This window comes from Mucilaginibacter puniceus, from assembly GCF_054783175.1.
Genome location: NZ_BAAGRB010000001.1, coordinates 924,828 through 948,605, shown reverse-complemented (window position 1 = coordinate 948,605; position 23,778 = coordinate 924,828). Strand labels below are relative to the sequence as shown.

Annotated in this window: 26 protein-coding genes; 15 read left to right on the top strand and 11 right to left on the bottom strand. The window is 39.2% G+C overall.

Annotated features, from left to right (window positions below; genetic code table 11):
- The first annotated feature begins 24 nt into the window (after nt 1–24).
- The 11 genes from argH to ACYVJ6_RS04425 all read left to right on the top strand — a co-directional run bounded on the left by argH (nt 25) and on the right by ACYVJ6_RS04425 (nt 10,489).
- Entirely contained in the window at nt 25–1,359 is a 1,335-nt protein-coding gene (gene argH, locus ACYVJ6_RS04475; protein ID WP_460692829.1) for an argininosuccinate lyase, read from the top strand.
- A 112-nt stretch (nt 1,360–1,471) separates the two neighbouring features.
- The gene (locus tag ACYVJ6_RS04470) at nt 1,472–1,672 is read left to right on the top strand and encodes a YwbE family protein (RefSeq protein WP_460693295.1); all 201 of its coding nucleotides are present in this window, start codon (nt 1,472–1,474) and stop codon (nt 1,670–1,672) included.
- A gap of 27 nt (nt 1,673–1,699) precedes the next feature.
- Nucleotides 1,700–2,377, top strand: coding sequence for a DUF1345 domain-containing protein (locus ACYVJ6_RS04465; RefSeq protein ID WP_460692828.1), 678 nt, complete (start codon nt 1,700–1,702; stop codon nt 2,375–2,377).
- Nucleotides 2,378–2,447: 70 nt separating this feature from the next.
- A complete protein-coding gene (locus tag ACYVJ6_RS04460; protein WP_460692827.1) occupies nt 2,448–3,734 on the top strand; it encodes a DUF2851 family protein in 1,287 nt (428 codons plus the stop codon).
- Nucleotide 3,735: 1 nt separating this feature from the next.
- A complete protein-coding gene (locus tag ACYVJ6_RS04455) occupies nt 3,736–3,957 on the top strand; it encodes a PspC domain-containing protein (protein ID WP_460692826.1) in 222 nt (73 codons plus the stop codon).
- Between the two features lie 77 nt (nt 3,958–4,034).
- Nucleotides 4,035–4,928, top strand: coding sequence for a DnaJ C-terminal domain-containing protein (locus ACYVJ6_RS04450; RefSeq protein ID WP_460692825.1), 894 nt, complete (start codon nt 4,035–4,037; stop codon nt 4,926–4,928).
- Between the two features lie 17 nt (nt 4,929–4,945).
- Nucleotides 4,946–5,245 (top strand): chaperone modulator CbpM, encoded by a 300-nt coding sequence (locus ACYVJ6_RS04445; RefSeq protein WP_460692824.1) that lies wholly within the window; start codon nt 4,946–4,948, stop codon nt 5,243–5,245.
- Between the two features lie 112 nt (nt 5,246–5,357).
- Nucleotides 5,358–5,618, top strand: a complete 261-nt coding sequence (locus ACYVJ6_RS04440) for a hypothetical protein (protein WP_460692823.1) — start codon at nt 5,358–5,360, stop codon at nt 5,616–5,618.
- A 51-nt stretch (nt 5,619–5,669) separates the two neighbouring features.
- On the top strand, nt 5,670–5,993 hold the full coding sequence (locus ACYVJ6_RS04435; protein WP_460692822.1) for an MmcQ/YjbR family DNA-binding protein: 324 nt from the start codon (nt 5,670–5,672) through the stop codon (nt 5,991–5,993).
- Between the two features lie 71 nt (nt 5,994–6,064).
- Nucleotides 6,065–7,327, top strand: a complete 1,263-nt coding sequence (locus tag ACYVJ6_RS04430) for a metallophosphoesterase (RefSeq protein ID WP_460692821.1) — start codon at nt 6,065–6,067, stop codon at nt 7,325–7,327.
- Between the two features lie 123 nt (nt 7,328–7,450).
- Nucleotides 7,451–10,489, top strand: coding sequence for a glycosyltransferase family 117 protein (locus ACYVJ6_RS04425; protein WP_460692820.1), 3,039 nt, complete (start codon nt 7,451–7,453; stop codon nt 10,487–10,489).
- On the opposite strand, the gene ACYVJ6_RS04420 is transcribed toward ACYVJ6_RS04425, so the two are convergent.
- The 4 genes from ACYVJ6_RS04420 to kaiC are packed head-to-tail and all read right to left on the bottom strand — an operon-like array spanning nt 10,490 to nt 14,490.
- The gene (locus tag ACYVJ6_RS04420) at nt 10,490–12,151 is read right to left on the bottom strand and encodes a PAS domain-containing sensor histidine kinase (RefSeq protein WP_460692819.1); all 1,662 of its coding nucleotides are present in this window, start codon (nt 12,149–12,151) and stop codon (nt 10,490–10,492) included. It abuts the gene before it with no gap.
- Nucleotides 12,151–12,474 carry a circadian clock KaiB family protein gene (locus tag ACYVJ6_RS04415; RefSeq protein WP_460692818.1) on the bottom strand — a complete coding sequence of 108 codons (324 nt, stop codon included), beginning with the start codon at nt 12,472–12,474 and terminating at the stop codon, nt 12,151–12,153. The genes ACYVJ6_RS04420 and ACYVJ6_RS04415 overlap by 1 nt, the downstream gene beginning before the upstream one ends.
- Nucleotides 12,475–12,771, bottom strand: coding sequence for a circadian clock KaiB family protein (locus ACYVJ6_RS04410; protein ID WP_460692817.1), 297 nt, complete (start codon nt 12,769–12,771; stop codon nt 12,475–12,477).
- 12 nt (nt 12,772–12,783) lie between these two features.
- Nucleotides 12,784–14,490, bottom strand: a complete 1,707-nt coding sequence (gene kaiC / locus ACYVJ6_RS04405; RefSeq protein ID WP_460692816.1) for a circadian clock protein KaiC — start codon at nt 14,488–14,490, stop codon at nt 12,784–12,786.
- A 309-nt stretch (nt 14,491–14,799) separates the two neighbouring features.
- Here kaiC and ACYVJ6_RS04400 point away from each other — a divergent pair, with 309 nt between their 5' ends.
- Together ACYVJ6_RS04400 and trxA are read left to right on the top strand one after the other, a co-directional pair.
- Nucleotides 14,800–15,165 carry a response regulator gene (locus ACYVJ6_RS04400; protein ID WP_460692815.1) on the top strand — a complete coding sequence of 122 codons (366 nt, stop codon included), beginning with the start codon at nt 14,800–14,802 and terminating at the stop codon, nt 15,163–15,165.
- Between the two features lie 59 nt (nt 15,166–15,224).
- Nucleotides 15,225–15,521, top strand: coding sequence for a thioredoxin (gene trxA, locus ACYVJ6_RS04395; RefSeq protein ID WP_460692814.1), 297 nt, complete (start codon nt 15,225–15,227; stop codon nt 15,519–15,521).
- Here the strand turns inward: trxA and ACYVJ6_RS04390 are convergent, their stop codons facing one another.
- Together ACYVJ6_RS04390 and ACYVJ6_RS04385 are read right to left on the bottom strand one after the other, a co-directional pair.
- On the bottom strand, nt 15,522–16,601 hold the full coding sequence (locus tag ACYVJ6_RS04390) for a DUF3810 domain-containing protein (RefSeq protein ID WP_460692813.1): 1,080 nt from the start codon (nt 16,599–16,601) through the stop codon (nt 15,522–15,524).
- 74 nt (nt 16,602–16,675) lie between these two features.
- Nucleotides 16,676–17,209, bottom strand: a complete 534-nt coding sequence (locus tag ACYVJ6_RS04385; RefSeq protein ID WP_460692812.1) for a DUF2911 domain-containing protein — start codon at nt 17,207–17,209, stop codon at nt 16,676–16,678.
- 277 nt (nt 17,210–17,486) lie between these two features.
- On the opposite strand from ACYVJ6_RS04385, the gene ACYVJ6_RS04380 reads away from it, so the two are divergent.
- Nucleotides 17,487–19,136, top strand: coding sequence for an ArnT family glycosyltransferase (locus ACYVJ6_RS04380; protein WP_460692811.1), 1,650 nt, complete (start codon nt 17,487–17,489; stop codon nt 19,134–19,136).
- 60 nt (nt 19,137–19,196) lie between these two features.
- On the opposite strand, the gene ACYVJ6_RS04375 is transcribed toward ACYVJ6_RS04380, so the two are convergent.
- From ACYVJ6_RS04375 to ACYVJ6_RS04355, 5 genes are all read right to left on the bottom strand, one after another.
- The gene (locus ACYVJ6_RS04375; RefSeq protein WP_460692810.1) at nt 19,197–19,868 is read right to left on the bottom strand and encodes a cytochrome b/b6 domain-containing protein; all 672 of its coding nucleotides are present in this window, start codon (nt 19,866–19,868) and stop codon (nt 19,197–19,199) included.
- 64 nt (nt 19,869–19,932) lie between these two features.
- On the bottom strand, nt 19,933–20,133 hold the full coding sequence (locus ACYVJ6_RS04370) for a hypothetical protein (RefSeq protein ID WP_460692809.1): 201 nt from the start codon (nt 20,131–20,133) through the stop codon (nt 19,933–19,935).
- Between the two features lie 60 nt (nt 20,134–20,193).
- Nucleotides 20,194–21,345 (bottom strand): MFS transporter, encoded by a 1,152-nt coding sequence (locus ACYVJ6_RS04365; RefSeq protein ID WP_460692808.1) that lies wholly within the window; start codon nt 21,343–21,345, stop codon nt 20,194–20,196.
- A 22-nt stretch (nt 21,346–21,367) separates the two neighbouring features.
- Nucleotides 21,368–22,015, bottom strand: a complete 648-nt coding sequence (locus ACYVJ6_RS04360; RefSeq protein WP_460692807.1) for a phosphatase PAP2 family protein — start codon at nt 22,013–22,015, stop codon at nt 21,368–21,370.
- Between the two features lie 15 nt (nt 22,016–22,030).
- Nucleotides 22,031–22,444 carry an EamA family transporter gene (locus tag ACYVJ6_RS04355; RefSeq protein WP_460692806.1) on the bottom strand — a complete coding sequence of 138 codons (414 nt, stop codon included), beginning with the start codon at nt 22,442–22,444 and terminating at the stop codon, nt 22,031–22,033.
- Between the two features lie 266 nt (nt 22,445–22,710).
- Here ACYVJ6_RS04355 and ACYVJ6_RS04350 point away from each other — a divergent pair, with 266 nt between their 5' ends.
- A complete protein-coding gene (locus tag ACYVJ6_RS04350; protein ID WP_460692805.1) occupies nt 22,711–23,709 on the top strand; it encodes a fatty acid desaturase in 999 nt (332 codons plus the stop codon).
- Nucleotides 23,710–23,778 lie beyond the last annotated feature (69 nt).

The window sequence follows — 23,778 nt, the reverse complement described above, 5'->3', positions numbered from 1 at the left end:
AAAAAATATCACCATATTTGCATTATGAGTAAGCTTTGGCAAAAAACTACGAATGTAAATGAACTGGTAGAAAACTTCACTGTTGGCCGTGATACGGAGTTTGACCATCAAATGGCCGCGTTTGATGTACTGGGCTCGTTGGCGCACACCCAAATGCTGCAAAGCATTGGCTTAATGAGCGCTGATGAACTGCAACAGGTACAGCGCGAGTTGAAAAACATTTATGCCGATATTGAAAAAGGCGACTTTACTATTGAGCCGGGTGTAGAAGATGTACACTCGCAGGTAGAGATGCTGTTAACCAAACGCATTGGCGATGCCGGTAAAAAAATACATAGCGGCCGCTCGCGTAATGACCAGGTGCTGGTTGATTTGAAGCTTTTTTTCAGGCACGAACTGCAATTAGTAGTTCATGAAACGGAAGAGTTATTTAAAACGTTAATAGAACTTAGCGAAAAACATAAACACGTTCTATTACCCGGCTATACGCATTTGCAAGTGGCCATGCCCTCATCATTCGGGTTGTGGTTTGGTGCTTATGCCGAAAGCCTTATTGACGATATGGAAATGGTGTTGGCGGCTTATAAGATCACTAATAAAAACCCATTAGGTTCAGCTGCGGGCTATGGTTCATCCTTCCCGTTGAACAGGACCATGACCACGGAGTTATTGGGCTTTGACAGCCTGAATTATAACGTAGTTTACGCCCAAATGGGCCGCGGTAAAACCGAGAGGGTTATCGCCCAAGCTATATCAAGTATAGCCGCCACATTAGCCAAAATGGCAATGGACCAGGCCATGTACCTGAGTCAGAACTTTGCTTTTGTAAGCTACCCGGATACCTTAACCACCGGCAGCAGTATTATGCCGCATAAAAAGAACCCGGATGTTTGGGAAATTATGCGCGGTAAGTGCAACCGTTTGCAGGCCCTGCCTAATGATGTGGCTATGATGACCACTAACTTACCGTCAGGCTATCACCGGGAATTACAGTTATTGAAAGAGTTAATATTCCCGGCGTTTACAGATTTAAAGAACTGCCTGCATATGGCCAACTTTATGCTGCAAAATATCACCGTTAAAGAGGATATACTGGACGACCCTAAATATGCCTACCTGTTTAGCGTAGAAGAAGTGAATCGTTTGGTTTTAAGCGGCACCCCTTTCCGTGATGCTTATAAACAAGTGGGTTTAGCTATTGAAAAAGGCGAATTTAATCCTTATAAAACAGTTAACCACACTCATGAAGGTAGTATAGGCAACTTGGGCAATGAGCAAATTAGCGCTGCTATGACCGCGTTGGTTAATAGCTTTAATTTTGATAAAGTGAGTTGGGCGGTAGCGAAGTTAATCAAGTAATAATTATAATTGTCATCTCGAACATAGTGAGAGATCTATACACTCGCTATGCAATCGTTAATATCTATGTATAGATTTCTCGCTATCGCTCGAAATGACAATTAGGACCAAAATGAACGGACAAAACAGAAAAGATATATACCCCGGCTTAGAGGTTGATATCATCCTGAAAAAAGACCAACGCTCAGGCAAATTAACGCGTGGTATTGTAAAGGACCTGCTTACCAGTTCGGCATTTCATTCGCGTGGCATCAAGGTGCGATTAGAGGACGGTCAAGTTGGCCGCGTGGCCGAAATTGTTGAAGAGGATTAAGTATATTGCTATGGTTAATCAAAACAAATGGCCAGATCAGACAAACAGGTATTTTTCAGGCTTGACGCGCATTACCGCTTATTAATTGCCGCCGTTTCCAGCGGCATAGCTTGCTATTTTTCCAGTCAGCATAATGAAACCCCGGCAACTATATTATTGACGTGGCAAGCTTTTGCGCTCATTGTTTTAATTATGGACTGGATTCTTATCCTTAGTTCGCACCCCAAAGAAGTACGCAAAATAGCCGGCCTTGAAGATTCAAGCCGCACACTCATATTTTTATTTGTAATTGTAGCCGCTATAATGAGTTTGGGTGCTATAATACTATTGCTTCAATCTACCAAAGGACAATCAGGAGATGGAGTGGCATTCCCGGTGATATTATCGCTTACCTCTGTAATAGTTTCCTGGTGGTTAGTGCATACCATATTTACTTTACGTTATGCTCATTTATATTATGGTACTGATAAAGCAACAAGTAAAACTAAGCCTAATCAGGGCCTTAATTTTCCGGACGAAGAAGAACCTGATTTTTTGGACTTTGTGTACTTCTCTTTTGTAATTGGTATGACGTTCCAAGTATCAGATGTAGAAATATCTTCGCGCTCAATACGCAGACTTGCGCTATTCCACTCTATCATATCATTTATTTTTAATACAGCTATAGTAGCATTGAGCATAAATGTAGTAGCTGGGTTGATGTAAGTTTGACTGACCCTGAAAAATTTCAACAACTAATCACTATTCTCTAATTAACTAATCACTAAATTAGCTCATGCTTTTTACCGAAGATTTTTTGCATTACGTGTGGAAGTTCCGGTTGTTTGACCGGGTGGACTTACAAACTACTACAGGTGATGCCATTGAAGTATATTCGGCAGGATTGCATAATACCGATTCGGGGCCCGATTTTCATAATGCAAGGCTAAAAATTGGCGACACTACCTGGGCAGGCAATGTGGAGCTGCATCTTTCCTCGTCAGATTGGCAAAAGCATAACCACTCTACCGACAGTGCTTATGATAATGTGATATTGCATGTGGTTTATCGGGATGATATGCCACTGGTTTTAGCGGATGGCAGACGAGTGCCAACTTTAGAGTTGAAGGACCGTATCCCGGCTGATCTGTATAACCGTTACCATCATTTAATATACGGCAATCAAAGCATTATCCCCTGCGAAAACAGCATACGTACCGTAGATGATTTTACCCTGCGTACCTGGTTTACGCGGATATTAATTGACAGGTTAGAGAAACGATCGGAAGCGGTAAACGCTGCTTTGCAAAACAACCGGGGAGATTGGGAAGAAACTTTCTATCAAAGCCTGGCGGCTAACTTTGGGTTTAAAGTGAATGCTATCCCTTTCGAGCTGATGGCAAAATCATTACCTCAAAATATCCTGGCTAAACATAAAAACAATCCGTTGCAAATTGAGGCACTGGTATTTGGGCAGGCTGGTTTTTTAAATGAGGATTTTGAAGATGTGTATCCGCGATCGCTCAAAACAGAGTATGATTTCCTGCGGAAAAAATATAGCCTTACTCCTATTGAAACCCATTTATGGAAGTTTATGCGCATGCGCCCGCAAAATTTCCCTACCATTAGGCTGGCACAGTTTGCCGCACTGATAGTAAATAGTAATCACCTGCTCTCAAAAGTATTGGATACGCGTGATATTGCAGGCTTACGCCATTTATTTGCTGATATAAAGGTTAACCCTTACTGGGAAGATCATTATAGATTTGATAAACCATCTAAACCCTCCTCAAAAAACCTGGGCACGGCATCTATTGATATCCTGTTGTTAAATACACTGGTACTATTTTTGTTCAGCTATGGTAAGCATCATCAGCTGCAACACTTTATGGACAGGAGCTTGAAATTATTAGAAAATTTACCCGGCGAACAGAATAATATTGTGGCTGATTTTGATAATTTGGGCATAAAAGCCAATTCGGCTTTTGAAACGCAGGCATTATTGGAATTAAAAAACTATTATTGTAATTATAAGAAATGCCTGCAATGCAGCGTTGGTAATCAGATACTAAAATTAGCGTAATATGTTACAGCGTATAATTACCTTTTTTGAACGATATTCCTTTGGGGTTTGCACCTATTTGGGCGAGCGTTTAAACATATCCATTTTTAAGATCAGGTTGTTTTTTATTTACTCTTCTTTTTTGGCGGTTGGTTTCCCGCTGATAGCTTATTTATTTGCAGGTATCGTACTGGATATCCGCAATTTTGTTAAGCGCCGGCGCACACGTGTAACCGATTTATAGTGCTAAGTGTGACCACCGTCATACATTTATAAAACCATTCTCCTATCTTTAAAGTTTAGTATATACAACTAAACAATATGGCCTTTATTGACTATTATAAAACCTTAGGCGTTGATAAAAACGCAACTGATAAAGACATTAAAAACGCCTATCGCAAAATGGCGCGCAAATACCACCCGGACCTTAACCCGGATGATGCCGAGGCGCATAAAAAATTCCAGCAATTGAACGAAGCCAACGAAGTATTAAGCGACCCTGAAAAGCGCAAAAAATACGACAAATACGGCGAGAACTGGCAGCATGGCGAGGCTTATGAACAACAGGCCAGGCAGCAGCAAAGTCGCCAACAGTATAACTACGGTGGTCAGAGCGGCGGATTTGAAGATTACGGCGGCAGTGGTGATTTTTCAGATTTTTTTCAGTCGATGTTTGGTGGGCAAGGCGGCAGTGGGCGGCAATCAAGATACCGCGGACAGGACTACAATGCGCAACTGCAACTCAATTTAACTGATACGCTCGAAACACATAAGCAAACACTTACAGTTAATGGTAAAAACATTCGTATTACCATCCCCGCAGGGATAGAGAACGGACAAACCATAAAAATTGCCGGGCATGGTGGCCCGGGTGTAAATGGCGGGCCAAGCGGCGACCTATTCATTAAATTTAGCGTTACTGATGATCCCAGATTTAAAAGGCAGGGCAGCGATCTATATAAAACCATTAAGCTTGATTTATACACCGCTATTTTGGGTGGCGAGATAACAGCCGAAACCCTAACCGGAAAAGTAAAAGTTAAAGTAAAACCCGAAACTCAAAATGGTACTAAAGTAAAGCTAAAAGGCAAAGGTTTACCAGTTTATAAAAAAGCAGATCAGTTTGGCGACCTGTATCTTACCTATGATATGCAAATACCTGCCAACCTAACCGACAAACAAAAAAAGCTATTTGAAGAAATAGCAAAATCATAACCTTAAAAACCACTGTTATGGCAACCAGGCATTTAATAACAATTAAAGATTTTTGTGGCTATCATCAAATTGAACACACATTCATCCACTCCTTACATGAGGCGGGGCTGGTAAAGATAGATACCGTGGATGAAACACCCTACATCCCCGAAACAGAACTGCGAAAACTGGAACGTATGATACGCCTGCACCATGACCTTGAAATAAACGTTGCGGGCATTGAGGCTATTAGTCATTTATTGCAACGGGTGGAGGCATTAAATGAAGATATCAGGAACATGCGGAACAAACTGTTATTTTATGAGGGTGATAAATAACGAGTTAGCTATAATTTATACATAAATCTTAAATTTTTATTAAACTATTTAATTGGTAAAATGTCATACCAATACAAATAACGATTAGCGTTATTTAATAAAATTTAAGACTATGAAAACTATAAAATTATCCATAATCGCGTTAATAGTAGCCTGCTCATTTCAAGTAGCAAATGCACAGGTTAGGGTTGGTGTTGGTATCAATATTGGAACCCCGGTTGTATATCGTCCGGTTGTTGTACATAGGCCTGCCCCGGTAGTTTATGCCCCTGCACCGGTAGTATACAGGCGCCCGGTAGTAGTATATAGAAGGCATTATATACCTGTACGTCACAGGGTGGTTTATGTCCGCCCGCATTATAAACGTCGGTAATAAATACAAAGGCTCCGAAAATCGGGGCCTTTTTTGTTTATCTTCGATTTGATGATTGATATAGTAACAGCCCGCCAAATTGCCCTGGCCCTGCCCGGTACTACCGAGCATCCTCATTTTGACAAACAGGCCTTTAAAGCCAACAAACGCATATTTGCTACCTTGTGGGAAAAAGAGAGGCTGGTAATGGTAAAATTATCGCTCATAGATCAATCCGCATTTTCTGCATTTGACCCAACTATAATTTACCCCGTACCCAATAAATGGGGCCTGCAGGGCTGTACATTTGTTGAATTAGATAAAGTACCCCGCGAAATGTTGGAAGATGCCTTGCACACTGCCTGGCAAACTGTTATGGCAAAAAAGAAAAAGTAATTGTTTGTCCTTTAAATTTTACCCTGCAATTACCTTTCCTTTTCTAAATTGCGGGCTTTATAAGCAATACTATGCACAGAGGTGGTTTTTTTAGGGTATTTATAATTATTGCAGTAATAAGCCTGCTATTGGATTGGTACGTTTTTAAGGGTCTTAAAACGTTTACTGCCGACTGGCAATCGCAACGTGCAAGGTTGGCTGTGTTATACGGCTATCTAATTATATCTATTGGTATTACTGTTTTATTCATAGGCGGGTTTGGCAGCTTTAGCACGGCCAAGGGCATGTTGCCTTTCCATGAATGGATGCTGAGCTTGTTTTTAACCTTCTTTGTAACCAAAGTTGTTTTCGTGATGGTATTATCGCTGGGCGATTTTGGGCGGTTTGTTGTGGGGATAGCTACTAATATTGGTAAGTCGGGTGCTGAAGTTAGCCACCCTTATTTTCCAGACCGACGTAAGTTTATTAGTGAGTTGGCCATACTTATTGCCGCTTTTCCATTCTTCGGGTTTTTATATGCTATGGTACGGGGCAAGTATGATTATAAAGTACACCGCACCACTTTATATTATGATGACCTGCCCGATGCGTTTGACGGCTTTACCATAACTCAATTATCAGATATCCATTCGGGTAGTTTTGATAATGCAGATGCCATGCAGCGCGGCATTGACCTGGCACAAGCCCAAAAAAGCGACCTGTTTGTTTTTACCGGTGATGTAGTGAATAACGTGGCAGAAGAGATAGAGCAATACATTCCCAATTACAGCCAATTAAGGTCGCCCTACGGGCAGTTTTCTATATTAGGTAACCATGACTATGGCGACTATATACAATGGGACAGCAAAGAGGCTAAAGCCGCCAATCTGGAAAAACTAAAAAGCATGCACGGTAAATTGGGCTGGAGGTTATTGCTGAACGAAAATGTAGAAATTGAAAAAGATGGCCAAAAAATAGCTTTGATCGGTATAGAAAACTGGGGGCGCGGCTTTAAACAGGAGGGTGATCTAAACAAAGCCTTGCGTGGAGTTGACAGCAATGCTTTTAAAGTACTGTTATCGCACGATCCTACCCATTGGGAAGAACAGGTGCGCTATCATAAAGAAAATATACATTTAACGCTATCGGGCCATACACATGGCGCACAATTTGGTGTTGAAGTTGCCGGTGTAAGATGGAGCCCGGTACAATACCGCTATTTGGATTGGGCGGGGTTGGTGAATGAGAAAAACCGTTACCTGTATGTAAACCGTGGCTTTGGCTTCCTGGCATTCTCGGGCAGGCTGGGTATATGGCCGGAGATTACGGTTATCACCTTGAAAAAGAAAAGGTAATTACACCTTTTTAACATTCCGCGTTAAATTGTGTTAAAGTTTGGCCTTAGGTGTTAATTTGTAATACAAGTTGTAAAAAATCAATGATATTTACGGCGTTTAAAAACCCGTTTATCGCATACAATGGAGTACAAAAAAATTAACAACCTGCTGGGCTGGCTTTGCTTTGTAATAGCCGCTATCACCTATATTTTAACTTTAGAGCCTACTGTAAGTTTTTGGGATTGCGGCGAGTTTATATCCTGCGCCTATCGTTTACAGGTATCGCACCAGCCGGGTTATCCATTGTTTGCTATGCTGGGTAAAGTGTTCTCGCTGCTATCATTTGGCGATAATACCAAAATACCTTATTTCACCAACATGGGTTCGGCCATAGCAAGCGCGGCGGCCATTATGTTTTTATTTTGGACCATTACCGCCTTTGCCAAAAAACTATTACGTGACCGTAATGATCTTCCCGAAAATATACGCACCACTTTAATAATGGGTGCCGGTTTAGTGGGCGCTTTGGCCTTTACCTTTTCAGATACGTTTTGGTTCTCGGCGGTGGAGACTATAGTATTCGCCCTATCTGCACTATGTACCGCCATTGTATTTTGGGCCATCTTAAAATGGGATGCGCATGCTGACGAACCGGGTGCCGATAAATGGCTGATATTTATTGCCTATATCGTAGGCTTATCAATAGGTATACACTTGCTTAACCTATTAACCATTCCTGCTATTACTTTAGTATATTACTTTAGGCGCAGCAACAACATTAATAAAAAAAGTGCTTTTATAGCATTTTTAATAAGCATAGCCATTTTGGGTGCTGTTCAATTTGGTATCAGGCAGTTTACTATTAAACTGGCTGCTTATTTCGACCTGTTTTTTGTTAATACCTTGGGCTTTGGTTTTAATACAGGCGCCATAGTATTTTTTGTACTGCTGGTTGCGGTATTGGTTGCGGGTATCATATTTAGCATACGTAAAAATAAACCTGTACTTAACCTGGCTTTTTTATGTGTGGCCTTTATTTATTTTGGCTATAGCTCGTTTGTGTATATCCCTATCCGCGCTACGGCAAATACCAATTTAAATAACACCCATGTGGATAACGCTTTTACACTTAATAGCTACTTAAACCGCGATCAATACGGCTCAACCCCGTTATTTACCGGCCCGTACTTTGACTCGGAAGTTACCGGCCAGGAAGAGGGTGCCAATATATACCGCAAAGGCGAAACCAAATATGAATTAGCCGGTAAACAGCAAAAATTACAATACGACAGGACTACGATTTTTCCGCGTATGTATAGCGATGATGGACAGGACCCGATGTTTTACCGCCAATGGATGCAAATTGGTGAAGGCGAGAGCCCAACCTTTGCTACTAACCTGGGTTTCTTTTTTAGCTGGCAGACCTACCAAATGTATTTCAGGTACTTCTTTTGGAACTTTGCCGGCCGCATCAATGAAATGAAGGGACAGGAAGTATTTAGCTCGTTTTTATATGGTTATGTAGATGGCGACTGGACCACGGGCTTTTTTGACAAGGCCCGCCAGGTACCAAAATATATTTTAAACGGCACCAATTATATGCCGCTATATGGCTTGCCATTGGTTATTGGTTTGATAGGAATGATCTATCATTTTAAACGTAAAAAACGTGATGCCTTAATTATAGCCCTGCTTTGGTTTTTTACCGGGATAGCTATTGTTATATATGTAAACCAGCCATCGGTACAGCCACGTGAGCGTGATTACTCGTACGTATGCTCATTTTATGCTTTTGCTATATGGATAGGCCTGGGCGTTATTGCCATAGCCGATTTCCTGATGAAAAGATTATCCGCTAAAAACGCTGCTATTGCGGCAACGGTTGTTTGCTTATTAACAGCACCTGTTGTAATGGCTAAACAAGAATGGCGGGGTCACGACCGCTCAACCAAATGGACCGCACATGATATGGCCTATAATTACTTAATATCGTGCCCGCCAAACGCTATTTTGTTTACCTATGGCGATAATGATACCTACTCATTATGGTATGTTCAGGAGGTAGAAAACATACGTCCTGATGTACGCATTGTGAACCTGAGCTTGTTTACCGGCGATTGGTACATACACCAGATGCAGTATAAAATGAACCAATCTGAACCGCTGCCTATTACCATGCCTTTTAAAAAATATAAGGATGGCACACGCGACTTTTTAGCTTTTAATGACTCCAACCTACCCGGATATACAGAACTTAAAGAGGTATTTGACTTTATAACATCTGATGATGAACGCGCCATGGTGCAATACCAAAGCGGTAATTACGCCAACTTTTTACCTACCAAAAAATTTAAGATAACGGTAAATAAAGACGATGTGCTTAAAAACAACGTAGTAACGTCTGATCAAAAAGACAGAATAACTGACACTGTTAACTGGACTTTTACAGGTAATTTTTTAATGAAAGACGACCTGGCTACTTTGGATATATTGGCACATAACAACTGGAAACGCCCCATTTGCTTTACAACTACCTTGGGTCTCAGCAATTTAAAAGGGTTACAGCCCTACTTATATAAAGAAGGGTTTACCTATCGCTTATTACCGTTAAGGCCCGATACAGCATTGACGGACCAGTTAGAAAAAACCAATACTGCTGTAATGTATAACAATGTGATGAACAAGTTTAAGTTTGGCAACTATAAAAATGCGCGGTATTTGGACCATGAATCAAGAACCATGTTTTACCCGGTTTTAATGTCGACTTTTTATAGTTTATCTAAAAGCCTTATTAAAGAAGGTAAAAATGATATGGCCCTTAAAGTACTGCATAAATATGATGAAGTAATGCCCGACCTTGACATTGATTTTCATGTTACCGCTAACAAATATTTTATTGCCCGAACCGCTTTGCAACTACATGATCATGTGATGGCAACAAAAATGATGAACAGTATTGATAATTTTATTGTTGAGCAGTTAGATTACAACTACTACCTGCTTCAAAAAAACAGCAGGTTACTAAATACAGGCGAGATACAGTATGGAATGCAACTGCTTACCTGGATGATAGATTCAACAAAACAATATGGACAATCAGCCTTATTCAATAAGCTGCAGGCACAACACAAAGATTACGAGGCGAAATTTGGCGCTATTATACCACAAACGATAGAGTAATTATTTGATTAAGGGCAAGTCAAAATAAAAAGTTGAGCCCTGGCCCAATTCGCTTTGTACGCCTATTTTACCATTGTGGTGCTTGATGATCTCCTGCGATATATACAGGCCCATGCCCAACCCGCTTGACATGTATTTTTTATCTTCCACACGGTAAAAACGCTCAAAAATACGTTGCTGTTGTTTGTCAGATAAACCAATACCAAAGTCGGTTACATAAACACGTACATTGTTATCATTTTGGCTGGCTTTAACTATAACCGTGCGGCTGGTGGGCGAATATTTAACCGCGTTGTTTATTAAATTCATCACAACTTGTTCTAAACGCTCGGCATTTCCATTTACCATAAATTCACCTTCAACATTATTTATAAATTCAAAAGATGGAAAAACATGTTTAGCATTTTCAATACAAGCCTTAAGCAACTCCGTCAAATTAACCGGCTCCATATTGTATTCTAACCTACCGGCGTTTATTTTACTTACGTCCAACAGGTCATTCACCAGGTTTTGCAATTTGTTTAAAGCTACTATGGCTTTATCTATATATTGTTTAACAGCAGGCGACAACTCGCCTTTTTTATAACTTATTAATTGCAGGTACCCTTTTAAACTGGTTAACGGCGTTTTTAACTCATGGCTGGCAACACCTATAAATTCATCTTTACGCTCCATTTCCTGCTTTTGGTCTTCAATATCAGTTGCCGTACCTACCCAAAAAACTATCTCGCCTTTCTCGTCACGCAAGGGCACTGCCCTGTTTAAATGCCAGCGATAGGTGCCATCATATCTTCTGTAACGGTTTTCCATCTCGAAAACAGTTCCTGCCTTTATTGCGGCATTGTATCTTTGTATAGTGAGTTCGTAATCATCCGGATGATTAACAACCTTTCTCCAATCTTTTTTTTGTGTATCTTCATAACTAAGGCCCGTATAATTAAACCACTGCTGATTATAAAAATTCACCTTGCCATCGGGCAGGTTTGTCCAGGTCATTTGCGGAATGTTATTGGCCAATAGCTTAAAGTGTTCCCGGCTTAATAACAGGTCAGCCGTACGGCTTTTAACAGTATCTTCTAATTCATCATTCAGCTTTTCGGTAGCATTTTGAGCTATAATTAGCTGTTCATTATTAATTTTTAGTTGACGCTCTGCCTCTTTTTGAACACTCAGATCGGTCAAGATCAAACTTAGCGCTGTGCCCTCATCCAACTCCAAAGTGTTGCATGATAACAAACATGGTGTATAGCGTTTATTGTGAACTAATAATATCTCTTCCTTACATTCCTTCTCCCAACCAGTTTCAATCAATTTATAAAACTCTTCACGTGCTTCTTTCAGAATAAATGTATCAAACCTTAGGCCTATTACTTTCTCTAATGGCATATTTACCATTTCGGCAAAACGGAAATTACTGTAAAGTATAATTCCTTCGCGGTTAAGTGTAACCGCGCCTTCGTTCATTTTTTCAATGAACATGCGGTAAGTTTGGTCGGCGGTTTTTAGCGTATATAATTGATGGCCGTTATCGCCCTGTACTATAAGCGCGTCAACCTGCCCGGTGCGGATGGCTTCAATAGTATCATTAGCCTCCTCTAATTGAAAGCGCAACTCTGTGTTTTCGCTTACCAATTCATCATATGTTGGTTTAGCCTTTTCCATTAATTATCTGTTGCTATTCCTAAGCCCCGCAATACCTTCGCGGTATTTGACATATCACCTATTAATCTTCTTTCGGGTCCGGGCGATTTTTTAATCAACAAAGGAAGGGCCACTATTTCTTCACTTTGAGCAAGCAGCGGTTGCTGGTGCACATCAACAATTTCTAATTCATAATTCTGTTTTAAATACGTTTCGCATATCTCCCGCAGGTTTATTACGGCACGTGTTGAATTGGTAGACGCGCCTGTAATAAACAAACGAAGTTTATAGGTATCTGCATCAAAGCTTTCGCTACTTTCGGGCACTGGTTCTTGCTCGCTCATTTATATGTTTTTTGTAGGTATTATGTTTAATCCCACTAATACTTTTTCTTCGTTTGATAGGTCGCCAATAATTTTGCGTATAGGCTCCGGCACTTTGCGTACTAATGTTGGTATAGCAAAAATCTGGTCGCCTTCGGCCAACTGGGGTTGCTCTAAAAGGTCTATTACCTCAATTTTATACCGTCCTTTTAAATGCTCTTCGCAATACTTTTTTAAGTTATTTAACGCGGTTACTGATTTTGCCGTTTTACCTGCTACGTATAACCTTAACTCGTATGCTTTTGCTTCTGCTTTCATAGTTATCAGGATTTATTTACGCCTTTGGGTTATTTCATCGCGGGTCTTATCCGCTATTTGTTTGATCAGCTCATCTTCCTGGTATACTCTGTTTAATTCTTCTTCAACAGATTCAAACTCGGTTCGCAAACTGGCTATTTTGGCTTCCAGTACTGATCGTTTACGCGATATTTCACGGTCTTTTCGGCTCATGGCATTATCACGTAATGCGGCACCTGTTTGTTCATGCAGTTGCTGTGCTTCCCTTGCCGAGCCGGTTAATACCCCCTGAGGGCCTAAATAAACATCTACCAAATCAAGCCCTTTATCCGTAATAACAAACTCCCTTACCTGGTTGGAGTGTTTCATACCGCGCGATTTCATGATATACATGCCGCGGTTACGTTCGCCATTAAACTCAATATCTCTTACCAGTACCCAGGCATCAACCAATGATGATACACCCTCGTCGGTTTGTTCATTTACAATATTGTTTAAACTTAAAGCGGTAAACATTACGGTAATTTGCTCTTCCTGCAAAAAGTCTATCAAACGTACCAGCATTGATTTTACCTCACTTACTGATCCTACAGTGACTAAATTGGTTATAGGGTCAAGCACCACTGCCGATGGTTTAAACTTTTTGATCAGTTTATACATAGACACCAGGTGCATTTCCAGGCCATATAAGGTTGGCCGCGAAGCATGAAACTCCAATAAACCTTTATCAACATGCCTTTGCAGGTCAACGCTGATAGATTTCATATTACGGATGATCTGTTGTGGCGATTCTTCAAAAGCAAAATACAGGCATCTTTCTTTACGCTCACAAACATCATTGGCAAAATATGCAGCTATACTGGTTTTACCTGTACCGGCTGTGCCCGAAACTAAAATACTGCTCCCTCTAAAAAAGCCTTTACCATCCAGCATACTATCTAAAGCCGAAATACCGGTACTTACTCTTTCAGATGATACCTCTTTGGCAAGTTTTAATGAAGTTACCGGCAATACCGATATTCCTTCCTCATCAATTAAAAAAGGATACTCGTTGGTGCCATGTATAGATCCGCGGTATTTTACAATACGTAGCCTGCGGGTTGATATCTGGTTGGTTACTCTATGATCCAACAGTATCACACAATCAGATACATATTCTTCCAATCCCTGGCGGGTTAAAGCTGTGCCATCACCGCGTTCGCCGGTTATAATGGCTGTAACACCTTTATCTTTTAACCAGCCAAAAAGCCTGCGTAACTCTGCACGTAATATGGTTTGATTTTTTAAACCCGAAAATAAATTCTCCAGCGTATCCAGTACTACTCTTTTAGCGCCTATACTATCAATAGCGTGGCCCAGGCGAATAAATAAGCCTTCCAGATCATACTCGCCGGTTTCTTCAATTTCAGTACGATCAATATGTACATGGTCTATACGTACCTTCTTTTGGTCTTGTAATTTTTTCAGGTCAAATCCAAGCGAAGCCACGTTCATAGCCAATTCATCGCTTTTTTCTTCAAAAGCCATAAATACACCGGGCTCATTAAACTCAATTGCACCACGTATAATAAACTCCAGCGACATTAACGTTTTACCGCACCCGGCTTCTCCGCAAATTAATGTAGGCCTGCCCTTAGGTAAACCGCCAGAGGTGATCTCATCCAACCCGGTTATCCCGGTAAGTGTTTTTGGCAATAACGATAAGGGGTGTGTTACAACCTTTTTTGTTGATTTCGTCATTCAATAAATTAGTTTAGTATCGTCTAATAAAGGCTATCCGCCTTAATACAGACTATAAATATTTAAAAAAATAAAATTGTTTTAAATGTGTGCTATTTTTAGTTATTAACACTTTGAAACGCGTACTAAAATAATTAAACTTATCCTATAAATTTATATTTTATCCTAAAACTATAAATTTTAAAATTGCGTAAGTACATCATAGTTAGATTACTAAATTTGCTTTTTTTCAGAAAACCAATTGCAACACCTGGTGTTTAAACAACATTATTTAAGCCAGACCATTTTAACAAGATACTATCTGATAACATGAGCCACACATCTAAAAAAATAATGATAGCAGATGATGACCCGGGTATTGTAGACGCGATTGAATTACTATTAGAATTTGAAGGGTACCAGGTATCCTCAACCATTGATGGATCAACAGTTTTAGATATGAAAATGGAACTGCCTGATCTGTTATTGTTAGATATATGGATGTCGGGAGAAGATGGCAGAAATATTTGCAAAAAATTAAAGCAATCAGAACTAACTAAAAACATACCGGTTATAATGGTATCGGCCAGCAAGGATGTTAAAGAATCGGCCCTGGCGGCCGGTGCCGATGATTTTTTGGCCAAACCGTTTGAAATGAATGACTTGTTGACCAAGATCAAAAAGTTTACTTCATAACAATAAATTATTAACACTTTTGTTATTCCTGATTGTAGTTATACAATAAACATATTATTATGGCAAACTTCCAGGAAATCATAGCATCAGAAAAACCGGTACTGGTTGATTTTTCGGCCGAGTGGTGCGGGCCGTGCAAAATGATGCCGCCTATACTGCAACAAGTAAAAAGTAATTTAGGCGATAAGGTTACTATTATTAAAATTGATATTGATAAAAACCCTGCTGCGGCCCGTGCCTACAATGTACAAAGTGTACCTACACTGATGATATTTCAAAAAGGCGAAACCAAGTGGCGCCAAAGCGGCGTGGTACAAGCCGCGCCATTGCAGCAAATTATATCGCAGTACCTGTAGTTATTCCTTGTACCAGTTCATTAATAACAACACCATTTGGTTATAGGTGCGTAAACCCTGCGGCTGGTTATTGGCTTTTAAAAAATCGTCATACAAATAACCGCTTAATAGTGTTGCGTTGCCGTGAAAGGATAACCAGTAAAAACGCTCCCGGTAAAAATCATGACGAACGGGGGCAGATATGTGGGTGCGTAATTCTTTAAAAGCCAAAGTATCTCTACCACGCAGGGCATGCATACATTCATTAACCGCATTGTTAAATGCCGAATAGCGCAGCAACCTATCCTTTGACCCTAATGCCACTATATAGCCCGCAAAGCTGGCCTCATCTTCGGGCCCATAACCCATTTGGTGCGACATTTCATGACAGGCTACCATGGGCCGTGCAAAATAGGGCATCTGGTAGTTTAACTGCGCCTCGCCGGTAAAGGGATTAAAATAGCCCGATGTCCCTATATAATTGAGCAACGGCGTGAGCAATGATGATTTTATGCGGGGGCTATAAGCACGAAAATTTATTGAGTCATCAGATATATTTTTCACCGCGCTTATTGCTGTTTTATAAATCGCCTTATTATTCTGGGTGCTATCCGCAGTAGTTAAACGGGCACGCGTTGCATTGGCACTATCAATAAGCATACAGGTAACATTAATTAGATGCGCGGTAGTATAGCTGGTATCGCGCAGGTTTAGCCGTTCAGCCGCTGATGGGCGAAAATAATTCATCCCCCAAAAAAGATAAAAAGCCAGAATACCTAATTGTATTCCTATTACTAAAGTTGTTAAGGATAAAGCTATCAGCTTAAACCTTCCTTTAAAAATCCTGTAAGCAAAGCGTATAAAACTGTACAGCAGGTAGCCAATAACCAGTAGGTATATAATATCGCCAATACTAAAGGGAAACAAATTTAAAACCGGATGCATTACCCAACTTATAGCGGGATATAGGCCTGTTGAATAATACCGTTCAACGGCTTGCGGATAGTTGGCAAACAGCATCAATAAATAAATAGCAAATGTCAAAAGCAGAATAATAAATATCCTACCCTGCAAAGTATTTTTATTAAAGCGATAGCGCATGGTTTACAAATATATAGCCTTACCCCATAAAAAAAGCCCCCCAGGTTGGGAGGCTTCTTCATATAATTTTTTACTTACTTAACAGGTACAAAAACCTCTACGTCTTCCCAAACTAAGGCAATACCGTTTGGCCTAACTTCATATCTTAATTTTTCAGTTGGGCCCGCTTTTTTTGCTTTAACGTTTACAGCAAAAAGATCTTTAGTTGGGTCATTAGCAACACCACCGGCATTAATACCCCACGAAGGGATTGCAGAGTTAAAGATAACTTTCCAATCTGTTTCTCCCGGAACCATATATACACTATACACGCCTGCAGGTAATTTATGTCCGCCAACGTTCAACTCAGCTGTGGTAGTAATTTTAGTGGCTTGGTTTGCACCAGCACGCCATGCCTTGCCATAAGGCTCTTTAACGCCTAATATTTTACGCCCTTGTAACGATGGAGAGCCGTAGTTTATAGTAACATCTGCGTTGCCTATTTTGCCTGTAGCAACTTCATTTACGGCACCTTTTATTTTAACTGGTTCTTGAGCAAAGGCTACTGTTACTGCAAAAAAGGCCACTAAAAAGCCCACTAATGCTTTAATTTGAAATGATTTTTTCATGATCGATTAAATATTTTTATTGATTGGTTTTAAACAAATATAACGTGAAAATTCACACTACCATATATTTACACAATAATATTACCTAACACTAAATTTTTAATTATATAAAACCAATTGGTTAGTTACCATGTTATATACCTGAATTCACATTGCAATTAGGAATAGCCGAAAGGTTAAACAATTGTTGTGAGTTTTTGGCCCTTGTCGAGAGACAGGGGCTTTTTTTGTTTATACCCTCATGCAAAACACTTATTATTACACTTTATTTTAATTGATGAAGGATAACACTAAGCTGGTTTATATCGTATTGTTTGCCACGGCAATAATGGTAAACCTAATCGGTATTAACGTTGATTTTTTTACCGACGACCCCGGACTTTATGCATCAATAGCTAAAAATATGCTGTATAAAAATGATTTTTTGCAGCTATTTACCTATGGGCAGGATTGGCTGGACAAACCCCACTTCCCTTTTTGGATGGCGTACATTGGCTTTAAGGTATTTGGCGTTAGCGTATGGGCCTACCGCCTGCCGGCTTTATTATTTTTTGCGTTAGGCTTATTATATACCTTTTTGTTTGCCCGTAAATATTATACAGTTAATACTGCAGCTACGGCGGTACTCATACTAATAACCGCACAATATGCCTTTATGGGTAATGTGGATGTACGTGCCGAGCCTTACTTGCTGGCTTTAATAATTGGCAGCATTTACCATATAGCTAACCTGCACGACCGATTTAAATTAACCGACTTACTGTTGGCCGCCCTACTCACTGCCTGCGCAATCATGACCAAGGGTATATTTGTAATTGTGGCTATTTACGGCGCTTTGTTAGGTCAGCTAATATTTCAAAAAAGGCTGAAGCAGTTGTTTAGTTTAAAGTTTATTGGCTTATACCTGCTCACCTTAATTTTTGTATTACCCGAATTATATACGCTTTACATCCAGTTTGACCTGCATCCCGAAAAATTGGTATTTGAACGCAACGGTGTATCAGGCATTAAATGGTTTTTGTGGGATAGCCAGTTTGGGCGTTTTGTTAATAATGGGCCCATCATCCATAAATCAGGTGGCGATGTATTTTTTTATGTCCATACCCTATTATGGGCTTTTGCGCCATGGTGCCTGCTGTTTTATTTCGCGCTTTATAAGCGGATAAAAAACATCATTAAAAAAGAAACATTAGCCGAATATTATACCCTGAGCGGCGGGTTGTTACTACTTATCCTTTTTTCGCTATCGCGGTTTCAACTGCCTTTTTATACTAATGCTGTTTTCCCCCTGTTTGCTATTATTTTGGCACCCTATTGTGCTATGCCACTGGAAGGTATAGAATCAAAATTAAGATTGATAAGCCAATGGTTATATATTGCCCTGCTTCCTATAGCCATATTGGTTATCAACTATTTTTCAAAGCCTGATAGCAGCCTGCTATTTAATATAGATTGTGTATTACTTTTTGGGTTGATATTATTAATAATTACCCAAATCAAATTCATCCCACAAAAAGTATTTATGTTAACCTGTACGGTAACAATATTTGCTAATTTTTATTTGAATACGGTGTTGTATAAAGAGGTTTCGGCTTACAACGGACAAATAAAGGCAGCTAAATTCATCAACAAAAAACTTCCATCAGCCATCCCGGTTTATTCTGTTAAAATGCAAAATAACGTTTTCCAGTTTTACTGTAATAAACCTGTTGGTTATATGCCATTAGAAAAATTTGGCGATTTAAATTCATCCGATGCCCTGTTTTATGTTAACCAGGCATCGTTGGATTATTTAAACCAAAATCATGTAGATTTTAAAATTGTAAAGGATTTTATTAACTATCCGCAGGAGCAGATTTTGCCTGATTTTATAAATTATGCCAATCGCAATAAAGTGTTGGATAAGGTTTACCTCATAAAAAAATAAAGACGCAATACTTTGCTTCTTTTATGATATTTATAAAATGAGACACAAAGTATTATATCTCTACTTTCCACCGCCGTTTATCATATCTGATACAATGCCTTTGCTATCCTTTCGTTCGGCTAAAAATACGCCTATTAAGTGCACGGCAATAAATGCTAATACCAGATACATGCAAAACCCGTGAAACTCTTTTATTGAGTGCCTGTACGCTTTATAAGGCTCAAAAAAGTCTTCAAAGGCCAAAAACAAACCGGTTACTGATAAAAGAATAAGTACTATGTAGAATAAAGCATAAATAGTTTTCACTACAAGATCATGCCGGGCCAATTCTCTTTGCTTTTTGGTTTTTATATAATGTTGATAAGTACTTTTAAAAACCCGGATAAACTTTTGGTCGGCCAGTTGAAAAAACTCTAAAATAATGCGGAATAATAATAGCGAGGTTAAAGCATAACCAAAATAAATATGTATACCCCATACACTGTCACTAAGTGCATGTGCAACACTATTGGTTTGTTTGTCAGTTAGGTTAGCCCCTGCTTTTAAAAAGCTTTCCTTCATAAACCCGGCAGTGTTATGATCATCTAAAACAGTTGAATTTAACAACACTGTTAACAACGACCCGCTAATTATTAAAGCATTTGCCCAATGCCAAAAACGCAACGAACTTGAATATTTTTTTGTTTTTACAGGATGCAAAATATCCTGTTTAACCGGTTCAATAAGTGCCATAGTAGTTTATTTGGTTGGAAGGTATAGATCAAAGTTATGCTTTTAATACAAAAAAATAAGCATATTACTTAGTATCGGGTTTTATTTCTTCCCAATAAATGGTGCCGCCAAAAATAGAGTTTTCAGTAGCTACGCGGTTTTTTACTTTTTCTAATTCAACCTTTAATTCTTCAGCCGTTAACGTAATGCTTAACGAGTGGTAATAGATCACGTTGCCCGTTTTACTATTTATAAATTTATAGTGTTTAACTGCACCGGTCCCCATAACAAAAATGATTATGATCAGTTAACGGATTTATACTTAAAATGTTTGGATTTTTGAGTTTTAATCTTTAATGGTTCTTACTAAAACAACAACTAATGCACCCAGCAAAGCTATTATACCAAATGACCACCTTAAACTGGCTGCCTGGGCCACAAAACCAACTAACGGCGGTACCAGTAAAAAACCTAAATATCCGATGGTTGACATAGAGGCCAATGCCGTACCACTACTCATTTTTGTTGACCGCCCCGCTATTTGAAATACCGTAGGCACAATGCATGATACACCTAAACCAACTAAAATAAAACCTAACCCGGCGGCTATAGTATAAGGCAAAATAACCGATATCATCAATCCGCTAAAAATAAAAATGCCGCTATAGTTTAATACTGATTTAACTCCGTATTTATTTACCGCGGTATCGCCTAAAAAACGGCCGGTGGTCATAGCTATCATGTACGCCACAAAGCCAAACGTTGCAGTATCGTGCGGTACGTTTACCGCTTTTTCAAAATAAATAGCGCTCCAATCATACATCGTATTTTCGCAGGCCATACAGGCAAAACATATAAAAGCCAGCTTCAACAATGGCCCTTCGGGTAATGATATCAGTTTTTTATTAGTTTGAGGTATTGGCTCCTGGTACATGGTGCCTGAAAAAAACCAGGCAGAAAATATCACCATTAAAATACTTACCATCAATAAATGATAGGCGGCGGCTATATTATAATATACCATTATTGAACCAACCGCCCCGCCCGCAAAACCGGCCAGGCTCCAAACCCCATGAAAGGTGGCCATAATAGATTTAGGATATAAGGTTTGCACAGCTACACCCTGCGCATTGGTTGAAATATTTAAGAGGTTACGTGCCGAACCCAAACAAAAAAGCATTATACCCAGTTGCCACATGGTATTGCTAAAACCAATTAAACTTAATACTATGCTAAAAAACAAAGCGCCAAAAAGCATTACTGCCCGGCTGCTATAAGTGCTCAAAATGCGCCCGGTTATAGGCAGCGTAAACATTAAACCTATGGGCATAGCAAATAACAGCGCGCCTAACTCCGCCTCGTTTAATTTAAGTTCTCGTTGTATGCTGGGTATACGCGATGCCCAGGTAGCATAACCAAAACCGGATATAAAATAAAATACGGTATTTGCCAACCGTATTTTTTTAGCATTTAATTGGGCGTTGGAGATTTTAGTCACAAATGCAAAAATAACACTATAACTATTTAGCTTGTTGCTGGTTTTTTAAATAAAAATAACCCAATATATATAGGCCTAAAATACCCAATAAGAAGCCACCGAGCACATCAGTAAACCAATGCGCCCCTAAATATATACGCGATACAGGAATGCTAAATATCAATGCCATGCATAAACCACCTGCTGCTATTCGCCATGTTCTGTTTATGGTTTTAATCCAATACATCAGCAATGTCATAAACCCAAAAAATATCACGTAAAACATTACATGCCCGCTGGGAAAACTTTGCTGATGAGTTTGCAAGGCTATCTTCACCAAATCTGCGGCAGGACGAGGGCGGTCTACCAGGTATTTAACTATGGTGCTTACTAAACCAGATAGCATGGTGAGCAATAAAATTACCGCCTCCCTTTTAAATTTCTTCATATAAAAACCACCCGCTGTTGTTACAACCATAATGGGTGCATAGGGCATATAGCCCGGATAGCTTACCAATTTCATTATCCGGTCAAAAAAAGGATACTGAAACTCCTGTACCTCTTCAGAAAATTCGCGGTCAATGTATGATGCCGGAAAAAAAGATACAAATATGGTAAGTAAAAAAAAGCCTGTTATGATTAACGCTAAAATATAGGTCAGTACTTTTTTGCGGCGCGGGGTTAGATTCATCAAATAGCTTTTTTATTAAAAGATTAAAACCAATGTCCCGCAAATAATTAATATAGCAGCAATACTATTTTTCAAGGTAAGTGTTTCGCCTAAAAAAATGGCCGCCAATATAATGGCCAGGGCAACACTTAATTTATCAACCGGTGCAACCTGGGATACTTTACCTATTTGTAAAGCTTTAAAATAAAATATCCATGATAAACCTGTTGCAAAACCTGATAGGATAATAAATGTCCAGTTAGTTTTGGTTAATGTACCTAAAGTTTGATTGCTGCCTTTTATAAATACTAATGCCCATGCCAGTAATAAAATTACTACCGTCCTGATAGCAGTTGCCAGGTCGGTGTCAACTCCTTTAATGCCAATTTTTGCAAAAATGGCTGTTAGCGCTGCAAAAAACGCTGATAGTAATGCATATATCCACCACATGTAATTATTGATTAATAATAATATTGTAAACAACTTGTTGTAAACTACAGCAAGTTAAAAAGAATTATTAGGAGTAATATCACAGTCTTATAGCCGTTATAAATAAGCTTACATAACAGATTGGTATTTAGACTATAACAAATAATATCATCATATTTAAAAATTTATATTTATTATTGAAAATTAAGTTATTTAATTTTATAGCAATACCATATAACCATTCCTATATTTTAACTTAAATTATTGAAACTGGACTAAAAATTTTTATGGCAAAAAGAACTGATTTTGTTTATTCACAAATATCTGAACCGCATCGTTTACGCACCAAGGAAATATTAAAAGAACATCCTAACCTGCGTAACCTTATTGGTAAAAATCCAAATACTATCTTCGCCATAATTGGCCTGGTTGCATTTCAATTGGTTTTGGCATGGTTGCTTCGCGATCAGTCATGGTGGTTAATATTTGGAGCAGCTTACTTATTAGGCGCCTTTGCAGACCATGCGCTGTTTGTAATGATACATGAGTGTGCCCATCAGCTTTTGTTTAAAAACAGATCGGCTAACCGTTGGGCAGGTATTTTTGCCAATATGCCGCAAATTTTTCCAAGTTCCATATCATTTGAACGTTATCATATTAAGCACCACTCTTTTCAGGGTGTACATGAGTTAGATGCCGATTTACCTAATAAATGGGAAGCTAAACTTATTAATAATTCATTTTTGGGTAAAGCTTTGTGGTTGTTGTTTTATCCGTTATTCCAGGTATTCCGCCTTTCAAGGTTACGCGAGATACAAACGTTCGATATATGGATAGTAACCAATATATTGGCATGTGCAGCCTTTACCGCTGCCATTTATTATTTTATGGGATGGCCGGCTTTAGCTTATTTATTGTTAAGCTTCTCCTTCTCGGTAGGCTTGCACCCACTTGGCGCACGCTGGGTACAAGAGCACTATTTAACCCATAGTGTTGAACAGGAAACTTACAGCTATTATGGCGGATTAAATGCAGTAGCTTTTAATGTGGGTTTCCATAATGAGCATCATGACTTCCCTTCTATCCCATGGAACAAGTTGCCCGAGATCAAAAAAACAGCTCCACAATATTATGAAACGCTTTTCTATCATAAGTCATGGACCAAATTATTCTTCCGCTTTTTGTTTGATAAAGAGATATCATTATTTAACCGCATACTAAGAAAAGAACGCGGCAAGGTTGCCCTTACCGATGTTTCAAAACCTGATGCGGAAATGACCGTATAGTATTAAGGCTCCATTAAGGGGCCTTTTTTTATAGTTATACATATGATATGGCTAAATTTGCTGTTACAA